Genomic DNA, 9,717 nt, shown 5'->3' on the forward strand with positions numbered 1-9,717 from the left:
CGCGCGCTTCCCCCCGGGCTCGAGTGCACCGGCTGTCCGAGGGCGAGGAGCTGCGTGCGGTGGTCCGGGCCACGCGGGCCGGTGCGACGCCTCCCGACGTGCTCGGCGTCTACGGCGGCGACGGCACCGTGTCGGTCGGCGCGAGCGTCGCGCGCGCGGAGGGGATGACCCTGCTGGTGCTACCCGGCGGAACGATGAACCACTTCGCGAAGGCTCTCGGGCTGCTGACGGTCGAGGACGCGCTGGACGCCGCGGCGGTCGGCGAGCGCCGCGACGTCGACGTGGCCGAGGTGGTCGCCGACGGCGGTGAGCCCGTCACCGTCCTGAACACGGTGTCGATCGGCGTCTACCCCGAGTTCGTCGCGGCACGGGAGAAGCGCGAGAAGGCGATCGGCAAGCCGCTCGCAGCGGTGATCGCCGCGCTCTCGGTGGTCCGGCACGCGGATCCCTTCGAGTTGCGTCGCGACGGGCGCACCGAGCAGGTCTGGTCGTACTTCGTCGGCGTCAACCAGGAGCACCCGCGCACGGCCGCGCCGCTCGCCCGCCGGCGCCTCGACGACGGACAGCTGGACGTGCGCATCCTGCACTCGGGGCGCCGGCCGCGCCTGCGCGGCGCGATCTCGCTCATGCTCGGCCGCACGGCGACTCCGATCATCGGGAGGGTGCCGGGCTGGCGGGCCCCGGTGGTGGAGTCGTACTCGACCGGCCGATCGAGCGTCGCGGTGCGGCGCCCCGGGGGCGAGGATCCGGGCTGGGCACACGACGGCGAGACCGAAGTCTTCGACGCACGGCGGGACGGCTACGAGGAGGCCTCGGTGCGCATCGTGCGACTGGCTCTGCGCGTCTACTCCACTGCGGACTGACGTGCGACCCGCCTCGAGGGCGACCCGCTGCCGGCGAGCGAGCGGAGCGCCGGGGCGATGCTCTCGCGACGGAGAGCGGCGGTCGCCAGGAGTAGCACGAGCAGCACGAGGCCGCGCATCAGGCCCTGCCAGTAGAACGAGAGCCCGATCAGAACCATGCCGTTGGTGAGGAGGCCGAAGATCAGGACTCCGACCGCGGTGCCCAGGACGTTCGGGCGCCCGAGCCGGCTGAGGGTGGCGCCGATGAAGACCGCGCCGATGGCGTCCAGCACGTAGGGCTGACCTCCCGCGGGCGAGAAGCCGTAGCTGCGGGAGGCGAGGACCACTCCGCCGACCGCGGCGATCGCAGCGGCGACGACGGACGCCGACGCGAGCACCAGCCCCGTCCGGCGCCCCGCGATGCGCGTCGCGGTGGGCTGCTCGCCGGCCGCCGTGAGGACCCGGCCCCAGCGGGTGCGGTCGAGCAGGAGCCAGACCGCGACGGCCAGCAGCACGGTGATGACCACGGGCACCGGCACCCCGGCGAGCGTCGCGTTCCCGATCGCGGCGAAGTCGTCGGGGGTGGTCCCGCGGCGGAGGTAGACCGGCGCGCCTCCGCCCGTCAGCAGCTGCTCGACGCTCGTGCCGATGAACCAGACGCTGAGCGTGGCGAGGAAGGCGCGGATGCGCAGGACGACGATGAGGACGGCGTTGACCAGACCGGCGAGCGCCCCGCACCCGAGGCCGACCGCGACTGCGAACCAGCCGACGTAGCCGTCGGCGATCAGGCCCGCCGCGCCGAGTGCGGCGAGGTCGATGGCCACTCCGATCGAGAGGTCGATGCCGCCTGTGCGGACGACGACGGTCATCGCGGAGGCGGCGATCATCAGGATCGCTCCGGCGCTGAGCACGCTGAGCAGGTTTCCGGCGGCGAAGTACCCGGGCGCGAGCGTGCCGAAGACGAGCAGGATCGCCGCGACCGTGCCGGGGGCGAGCAGCCGGACGGCGAGGGCGCGGCGGCGCTCGGAGCGCACCGCCGGGTCGACGATCGCCGGTGCGCTCGGAGGTGCGGGGGTGAGGGTGCTCATCGACGGGAGCCCCGTTCTCTGACGGCCGCGAGGCCGAGCACCAGCAGGATCAGGACGCCCTTGATGGCTCCGACCCACTGACTACCCACCCCGAGGAGGGTGAAGCCGTTGCCCAGCGCAGCGACGAACACGGCGGCGAGCAGCGTGCCTCCGATCGTCACGACGAGGCGACGGGAGAAGACCACCGAGAGGAACGCGGTGAGGATGATGTCGAGCAGGATCTGAGCGCCGATGCCCGGGACCGCCGCGGCGAGGCGGGCGGCGAGCAGGATGCCCGCCACCCCCGCCAGAAGCCCCGCGAGGACGTAGCTGCCGCCGACGTACCGCCAGACGGCGATACCGGCCACGCTGGCCGCCGTGCGGTTCTGGCCCACCGCGTAGCTTCGGACGCCCCACGGCGTGCGGCCGACCAGCAGACCGGTGAGCGCCGCGGTGATACCGAGGACGACCACCGGCGAGGGGACGCCGAGGACCGTGCCGGAGCGCAGCCAGGCGAAGAGGGGGTCCGTCAACGGCACCTTCACGTTGTCGGTCGCGAGGAAGACCACGCTCGTGACGATCCCGGAGGTGGCGAGCGTGGCGAGCAGCGGACGCAGCCCGAGCATCACGGCCGTGCCGTTCACGGCGCCGAAGCCGACGCTGACGAGCAGCGCCAGGGCGATGGCGGGGAGCGCCTGCCAGCCGGACTGCACGGCGACGGCCGCCACGACCCCCGACAGCCCGACGACCGGGCCTGAGGAGAGGTCGATGCCGCCGGTGACCACGTCGTCGCCTCCGGTGATCACGACGATCGCCAGGCCGAAGCCGGCGATCGCGGGCACGGCTGCCTGCAGGAGGACGGTGGCCGCGTTCGACGCAGTGGGGAACGCCGGCGAGGCGAGCGAGAAGACGACGATCTCGGCAGCGACCACGAGGTAGCCGATCACGGCGAGCGCGCCGATGCCGCGCCGGCGTGGGGCGGCGCCGGAGGGCGCACGGGTCAGGGTGAGAGCGGTCATCGTGTCTCCTGGTCGAGGGGTGCGTCGTCGGCACCGGAGGCGAGGGCGAGGATGCGATCGCTCGTCGCCACGCGGCGCGGGAGCTCGGCGCGGACGGATCCCCGGTGCAGGACCACGACGCGGTCCGAGAGCCCGACGAGCTCCTCGAGGTCGAGGCTCACGAGCAGGACGGCGGCGCCGGCGTGCACCAGCGCTTCGATCTGGCGGTAGAGCGCGGTGCGCGCTCCGATGTCGACGCCGGCGGTGGGCTGGTCGAGCACGAAGACCCGCGAGCCCGCGGCGAGCCACTTGCCCAGAGCGATCTTCTGCTGGTTCCCGCCCGAGAGTGTGCCGACGACGGCCTCCGGGTCGGCAGGACGGATGTCTAGTGCCCCGATCCAGCGTGCCGCGAGGGCGCGCTCGCGACGGCGGTCCGAGACGACGCCGAAGCGCGAGACGGCGCCGAGAGCGGCGATCGACAGGTTCTCGCCGACGGTGTGCCGCAGGAGTACGCCGTCGCGGCGCCGGTCGCTGGGCACGTAGGCGCCGCCGGCGGCGACGAACGCACGGGCGGAGGCGACGCGGCGGCCGCCGAGCAGCACTCTGCCGCCGTGGGATACGACGCCCGCGACAGCGTCGGCGAGCGTCTCGACTCCGGAGCCGACGAGCCCCGTCACTCCGAGGACCTCGCCCGGTCGGACGGCGAGGGTGAGCGGTTCGAGTCCGGGAGCCGAGAGCCCGACGAGCTCGAGCAGAGCGGGGGCGGAGGTGTCGGGCGCCCGGTCGGGCCCGTCGGCGAACTCCTCGACATCGCGGCCGAGCATGAGCCGCACGATCTCGTCGAGCTCGCCGGGGCCGCCGAGCAGGCGCACCTCGCCGGCGTTCGCTCCATTGCGCAGGACGACGACGCGCGAGGCGACGCGACGCACCTCCTGCAGGTAGTGCGAGATGTAGACGACGGCTGTGCCGCGCTCGGCGAGGCGCCGGAGCGCGGAGAACAGCATGCCGACCTCCTCCGCGGCGAGAGGAGCGGTCGGTTCGTCGAGAACGAGCACCCGCGGCTCCTGCGAGAGCGCCCGCGCCACCTGCACGAGCTGCTGCTCCGCCACCGTCAGGTCGTCGACGAGCGTGTCCCCGCGCAGGTCCAGCCCGACGAGTCCGAGCAGCTCGCGCTCGGCGCGCAGCCGCAGGGCACGCGGAGAGACGAGACCGCGTCGTCCCTCCGACCGCCCGAGGAAGAGCTGCTCGGCGACGGTCAGGCGGCCTGCCACGTGGCGGTCCTGGTGCACGACCTGCACGCCCGCGCGTTCGGCGTCGCGGGGGCTCGTGATCGCAGCGGTCGTCCCATCGATTGCGATGGAGCCGGCGTCGGACGAGTAGAGGCCGGTGAGGATCTTGATCAGAGTGCTCTTGCCCGCGCCGTTCTCGCCGACGAGTGCGACGATCTCGCCCGCACCGAGGTCGAGGTCCACGTCGCGCAGCACCGGGACGCCGGCGAACGCCTTGCGGATGCCGCGCATCTCCAGGGCCGGTGCGGCCCCGTCGACCGCCGCGGCGGGGGAGAGGAGGTCAGCCATCGAGTCCGAGTTCCTCGATCGTCGCGGCGGCGTTGTCCTTCGTGATCAGGACCGGCGCGAAGTAGCTCGTGGTCGGGACACTGTCCGCCTCGCCGCCGAGGTAGCGGGCGACGTTCTCGGCCGAGCCGTTCCCGATCGCTTCGGTCTGCTGGGCGACCGTGGCGGTGTAGGAGGAGGCGGGGTCCTGGATCAGATCCAGGGCTCCCTGGTCGGCGTCGACTCCGTAGATCTTGATCTCGTCGCGGCCCGCGGCGTCGACCGCCTGCGCCGCTCCGATCTGCGGGGTGTCCCAGCACGACCAGATCGCCGAGATCTCGCCCTTCGGATAGCGCGAGAGCGCGTCGGTGATCTGCTGCTTGGCGTCCTCGATCGTTCCCTCGTACTTGTCCTGCAGCTCGGGCTGGATCAGCGTGATGCCGGGGTAGTCCTCGAGGACCAGTGCGAGTTCGTTGTAGCGGATACGGCACGGGGCCACTCCGGGGAAGCCGTTGAAGACGAGGATCTGCCCCTGGCCCCCGATGTCCTCGGCGATGGTGCGGGCGAGCGTCGAGCCGATCTGCCAGTTGTCGCTCGTAGCGTTGTTGATCGAGAGCGGTGACACGTTGTCGATCGTGAACAGGGGGATGCCCGCGTCGTCCACCTCCTGCAGCGCCGGGGCGAGGGTCGTCGCGTCGCCGAGGATCACGATGATGGCGTCGGGCTTCTGCGAGACGAGGTTCTCGATGTCCGAGACGTGCTTGTCGTCCTTGGCCTCGGCCTGCGTCGCGACGACCTCGCCGCCGAGTGCCTCGATGCGGTTCTGCACGCTCTCGTACACGATGCGGCTGAAGTCGTGGACGATGTCCTTCGCCGCGACGCCGATCGTCTTCCCCTCGAGGCTGGGCACGTCGACGGCGGCGCTCGCAGCGGCCGGAGCGGCGCCGGAGTCGTCCGCCGCGGCGTCGGTCTTGAGGCTGCAGCCCGAGAGCACGAGCGCTGCAGCGGCGAGAAGCGCCACGGAGGCGGTGAGAGTGCGGGAGCGTCGCATGGGTCTGTCCTGATCGGTCGGGCCGGGGCCGGGTCTTCGTGGGGAGTCGGCACCGATCGTGCTGGACGCGCGGCCCGTCCGTCGCGTCGCCGCTTCACCGTTCGTCATATTCGCCCCGTGTGACGAAACGTTGCGGCGAGTGCCGGAGCCCGTTCCTCGCCGGGGCTACGGTCGAGCCGCCGAGGCGCTGCCGCGCCACCTGCGACGAAGAGGATCCCGCTCCATGGCCCCCAGCACCCCGTCCCGTTCGGACGTCCCGTCGAGTAGCCCCACGCCGCTCGCGCACGGAGCGACCGGCGCACGGCCGCGCCGCATCGTGCTCAACGCCTTCGACATGACCTGCGTCGGCCACCAGGCGCCCGGCCTCTGGCGCCATCCCGACAGCCAGGCGCACCGGTACACCGACCTGGAGTACTGGACATCGCTCGCCCGGACGCTGGAGCGCGGCACCTTCGACGCCCTGTTCCTCGCGGACGTGCTGGGTGTCTACGACGTCTACCGCGACTCCGCCGGCCCCGCTCTGATTGACTCCGCGCAGATCCCGGTCGGCGATCCGATCCTCCAGATCCCTGCCATGGCCGCGGTGACCGAGCACCTCGGCTTCGGAGTGACCATCGCCCCCACGTACGAGCAGCCCTACGCGCTCGCCCGCCGCCTCTCGAGCCTCGACCACCTGACGAAGGGCCGGATCGGCTGGAACGTCGTCACCTCCTACCTCGAGAGCGCCGCGACGAACCTCGGCCTTCCGACGCAGATGCCGCACGACGACCGTTACGAGCTGGCGGAGGAGTTCCTCGACGTCTCGTACAAGCTCTGGGAGGGTTCGTGGGAGGAGGGGGCTGTGCTGCGCGACCGTGAGCGCGGCGTCTTCACCGATCCGCGCAAGGTGCATCCCGTCGCGCACGACGGACGCTTCTACCGCGTCCCCGGCATCCACCTCGCTGAGCCGTCGCCCCAGCGCACCCCCGTCGTGTTCCAGGCGGGAGCGTCGCCACGGGGCCGTGACTTCGCCGCGCGCCACGGCGAGGCTGTCTTCATCAACGGAGTCACGCCCGAGCTGACCCGGAGGACCACGGACGACATCCGTGACCGCACCGAGGCGGCGGGCCGAGGCCGCGACGCGATCAAGATCCTCGTGCTCGCCACCGTCATCGTCGCCGAGACCGACGAGGCCGCCCGCGCGCGGCACCAGGAATACCTCGGCTACGCCAGCCGCGAGGGCGCCCTGACCTTCTACGGGGGCTGGTCGGGTCTGGACCTCTCGCTCTACGACCCGGAGGAGGCGCTGCGCTACGTCGACACCGAGGCGGTCCGCAGCGCGCTCTCGATCTTCACGAAGGCGGATCCGACCCGCGAGTGGACGCCGGACGACGTCGCCGAGTTCCTCGCGATCGGCGGCATCGGCCCGGTGATCGTCGGCAGCCCCACGACCGTCGCTGACGAGCTGGAGAGGTGGGTGGACGTGGGCGGGATCGACGGATTCAACCTCGCCTACGTGATCACGCCCGGCACGTTCGAGGACTTCGTCGACCTCGCCGTGCCGGAGCTGCGCCGACGCGGGCGCGTCTGGGACGAGTACGAGGGATCCACTCTCCGCGAGTACCTCCAGGGGCCCGGTCACGCCCGGGTCGCCGACAGCCATCCCGCAGCCGCCTACCGCGGCGCGTACGCCGGCGGCCCGTCAGCGGCCGACGGACTGCCTCCCGAGGTACTGGCGGTGCTCCCCGCAGACCCCGGGACCGCCGCTGTCCCCGCTGCCCTTACCGCCGCCCCCGACCAGGAGAACGCACGATGACCCTCGACAGCACCCTCGCCCGTCCGCGCACCCACTGGATCGGCGCCGCCGACGCAGCGGAATCCGCGCGCTGGAGCGCCGTCGCCGAGGAGGTGGGCCGCGTACTCGCCCTCGACGTGCTCGAGCGCGACCGCGCCGGCCTCGACCCGACCACGGAGCTGGCGCCGCTGCGCGAATCCGGACTCGTGAACCTGCTCGACCCGGCCGAGCTCGGCGGCGGCGGAGCGCACTGGAGCACGGCGTTCCGCGTCGTGCGGATCCTCGCGCGCGCCGACGCCTCCCTCGCCCAGCTGCTGCTCTACCACTACGTCAACTCCGCCAACATCGCGTTCACCGCCCCGGAGTCGGAGCGCGAGCGGTTCTACCGCGCGACGATCCAGGGCAGGCATCTCTGGGGCGACTCCGTGAATCCCGTCGACCCCGACCTGCGTCTCACGCCCGACGGCGACGGCTACCGCCTCGACGGCCTGAAGCGTTTCTCGACCGGCGTCTCGGCCGGAGACGTAGCCCTCGTCAACGCGGTGATCGCCGAGGGCCCGGACGCCGGTACGGCGATCGCCTTCGTGATCGAGCGCGATCGGGACGGCGTCGAGCCGCTCGGCGACTGGGACTACCTCGGGCAGCGTCAGAGCGCGTCGGGCTCGGTCCGTTTCTCGTCGGTGCGCGTCGAGCGGGAGGACCTGCTGGGGCCGCTGACCGACGAGCCGTTCGCGACCCTGATCACCCCCAGCATCCAGCTCGGCTTCGGCAACCTCTACCTCGGCATCGCAGAGGGAGTTCTGGCCCGGGCCCGTGAGATCACGCTCGCTCGGCCGAACGCGTGGTTCCTCAGCAGCGCTGAGCGCTACTCCGAGGACCCGTTCGTGCGCCGGCTCTACGGCGAGCTGGTCGCGCACACCGCAGCGGCGGAGGCGCTCGCCGACCGGGTCGCCGCGCTGCACGACGCCGAGATCGCCAGGGGCAGCGCGGTGACCGCCGATTCACGTGCTGCCCTCGCCATCGAGATCGCGAAGGTGAAGGTCGTCACCAACGACCTCGCGCTGGATGCCGCCTCGCGCGTCTACGAGGCGACGGGGTCGAGCTCGGCCAAGAGCTCGGTGGGCCTGGACCTCTACTGGCGGAACGTGCGCACCCACTCGCTGCACGATCCGGTCGACTACAAGAAGCTCGAGGTCGGCGCCGCCTTCCTGACCGGCGAGGTGCAGCCCCTGTCGCTGTACACCTGAGCGAGCCCGTCGCACCTGAGCGAGCACGTCGCCGCCCGGAGGGGAAGCCCCCGCCGGACATCCGGCCGGCTGCGTCCGCCCGACGCAGCGCGTGCGACTCTGAGGTGCGGGCGGGGACAGGGCTCCCCGCAGCAGAGGGAGACACCCGTGAGACGCATCCACTACGCAGAGGACAGCATCGTCACGGGAGACGAGATCGCGCTCGCCGTGCTCGAGTACGCACGCATGCTCGCCGTCACGTCGACCGCCGACACCGTCGAGGTGCCTGTGCTGCACGGCGACGGGATCCGCTCCGTCCAGCTGCTGCTGGGCCCGGCGAGCCAGATGTTCGTGGAAGACGAACCGAGTGTCGTCGACGAGATCGTCGACACCGAGCTCGTCGCCGATCTGCAGGACCGCGCGGATCGCCTGCGCAGCCCCTCACCGGTCTACTCGGCCGATGACGTCTCGGTGCCATTCGACCCGGTCGACGACGAGTTGCTCTGACCCGTGCTCGCGAGCAGGGCGGAGAGCGCGTCGAGTACCGGCACCTGACCGGCGACGATCAGTCCGCGCGCCTCGACGAGCGAGAGCCACCGCGCCGTCTCGATCTCGGGGACGACGCGGAACACACCGGAGCCGCGCGGCCACTCCAGTTCCACCGTCGTGCTCGAGACGAACACCGTGCTCTCCTCGCCGCGTCCGGCGAAGACCGTCACCGTCTTGGCGGAGTTCTGCCGGAAAACGCCCAACAGGGCGAGGGCGGTCGGAGGCGGTGCACCGATCTCCTCCTCATACTCACGCCGGGCGGTGTCGAGCGGCGCCTCGCCCGCCTCCTGCAGGCCCTTCGGGATCGACCAGGCCCGTGGCCGCCGCGTCCAGAACGGTCCGCCCATCCGCCCGAGGAACACCTCGGTGCCGCCGGCCGCTTCGCGGTACAGGAGCACTCCCGCGCTCATCACCGTCGCCATCGTCTCGCTCCGCTCATTCCGCCATCCTGCCGCGCCACCGTGGCAGGATCGGGGCGACCCGCCCTCGACTGCACGGAGTGAACCATGAGCGACACCGAGATCCTCCGGCGGCTGGGCGACGCGCTCGGCGAGCGCCTGGTGACCGAGGGGCCGACGTTCGAGGCTGTGCACACCGACAAGTCCGGCTGGCGGAGCCCGGGGCGCGCCCTGGCCCTCGTCCGAGCCGCCTCCATCG

General features: G+C 72.2%; 9 protein-coding genes. 4 read left to right on the forward strand and 5 right to left on the reverse strand.

Translation table 11 applies throughout. The features are described from left to right. Positions 1–863: diacylglycerol/lipid kinase family protein (locus tag ACH61_RS12035; protein WP_269085078.1), on the forward strand; the 863-nt coding region annotated here is incomplete at its 5' end. Here ACH61_RS12035 and ACH61_RS12040 read toward each other — a convergent pair. The 4 genes from ACH61_RS12040 to ACH61_RS12055 are packed head-to-tail and all read right to left on the reverse strand — an operon-like array spanning position 845 to position 5,511. Continuing rightward, entirely contained in the window at positions 845–1,930 is a 1,086-nt protein-coding gene (locus tag ACH61_RS12040; RefSeq protein ID WP_068212351.1) for an ABC transporter permease, read from the reverse strand. The two genes, ACH61_RS12035 and ACH61_RS12040, sit on opposite strands and share 19 nt — an antisense overlap. Then, positions 1,927–2,928, reverse strand: coding sequence for an ABC transporter permease (locus tag ACH61_RS12045; RefSeq protein ID WP_068212353.1), 1,002 nt, complete (start codon positions 2,926–2,928; stop codon positions 1,927–1,929). Before ACH61_RS12045 ends, ACH61_RS12040 begins: the two co-directional genes overlap by 4 nt. Beyond that, the gene (locus tag ACH61_RS12050) at positions 2,925–4,484 is read right to left on the reverse strand and encodes a sugar ABC transporter ATP-binding protein (protein ID WP_068212355.1); all 1,560 of its coding nucleotides are present in this window, start codon (positions 4,482–4,484) and stop codon (positions 2,925–2,927) included. Before ACH61_RS12050 ends, ACH61_RS12045 begins: the two co-directional genes overlap by 4 nt. Beyond that, positions 4,477–5,511 (reverse strand): sugar ABC transporter substrate-binding protein, encoded by a 1,035-nt coding sequence (locus ACH61_RS12055; protein ID WP_158286116.1) that lies wholly within the window; start codon positions 5,509–5,511, stop codon positions 4,477–4,479. The genes ACH61_RS12050 and ACH61_RS12055 overlap by 8 nt, the downstream gene beginning before the upstream one ends. 223 nt (positions 5,512–5,734) lie before the next feature. On the opposite strand from ACH61_RS12055, the gene ACH61_RS12060 reads away from it, so the two are divergent. The 3 genes from ACH61_RS12060 (at position 5,735) to ACH61_RS12070 (ending at position 9,018) form a co-directional block, all read left to right on the forward strand. Further along, positions 5,735–7,306 carry an LLM class flavin-dependent oxidoreductase gene (locus ACH61_RS12060; RefSeq protein ID WP_082845233.1) on the forward strand — a complete coding sequence of 524 codons (1,572 nt, stop codon included), beginning with the start codon at positions 5,735–5,737 and terminating at the stop codon, positions 7,304–7,306. Further along, on the forward strand, positions 7,303–8,532 hold the full coding sequence (locus tag ACH61_RS12065; protein WP_068212357.1) for an acyl-CoA dehydrogenase family protein: 1,230 nt from the start codon (positions 7,303–7,305) through the stop codon (positions 8,530–8,532). Before ACH61_RS12060 ends, ACH61_RS12065 begins: the two co-directional genes overlap by 4 nt. A gap of 147 nt (positions 8,533–8,679) precedes the next feature. After that, a complete protein-coding gene (locus ACH61_RS12070; protein ID WP_068212359.1) occupies positions 8,680–9,018 on the forward strand; it encodes a hypothetical protein in 339 nt (112 codons plus the stop codon). Here ACH61_RS12070 and ACH61_RS12075 read toward each other — a convergent pair. After that, positions 8,961–9,470, reverse strand: coding sequence for an NUDIX domain-containing protein (locus tag ACH61_RS12075; protein WP_236713665.1), 510 nt, complete (start codon positions 9,468–9,470; stop codon positions 8,961–8,963). The two genes, ACH61_RS12070 and ACH61_RS12075, sit on opposite strands and share 58 nt — an antisense overlap. Positions 9,471–9,717 lie beyond the last annotated feature (247 nt).

The organism is Rathayibacter tanaceti (assembly GCF_001634385.1).
GTDB classification, from domain to species: domain Bacteria; phylum Actinomycetota; class Actinomycetes; order Actinomycetales; family Microbacteriaceae; genus Rathayibacter; species Rathayibacter tanaceti.

Coding starts and splice junctions, on each gene's coding strand:
- ACH61_RS12045 (WP_068212353.1), bottom strand. CDS start 2,928: ATGACCGCTCTCACCCTGACCCGTGCGCCCTCCGGCGCCGCCCCACGC.
- ACH61_RS12075 (WP_236713665.1), bottom strand. CDS start 9,470: ATGAGCGCGGGAGTGCTCCTGTACCGCGAAGCGGCCGGCGGCACCGAG.
- ACH61_RS12060 (WP_082845233.1), top strand. CDS start 5,735: ATGGCCCCCAGCACCCCGTCCCGTTCGGACGTCCCGTCGAGTAGCCCC.
- ACH61_RS12040 (WP_068212351.1), bottom strand. CDS start 1,930: ATGAGCACCCTCACCCCCGCACCTCCGAGCGCACCGGCGATCGTCGAC.
- ACH61_RS12050 (WP_068212355.1), bottom strand. CDS start 4,484: ATGGCTGACCTCCTCTCCCCCGCCGCGGCGGTCGACGGGGCCGCACCG.
- ACH61_RS12065 (WP_068212357.1), top strand. CDS start 7,303: ATGACCCTCGACAGCACCCTCGCCCGTCCGCGCACCCACTGGATCGGC.
- ACH61_RS12055 (WP_158286116.1), bottom strand. CDS start 5,511: ATGCGACGCTCCCGCACTCTCACCGCCTCCGTGGCGCTTCTCGCCGCT.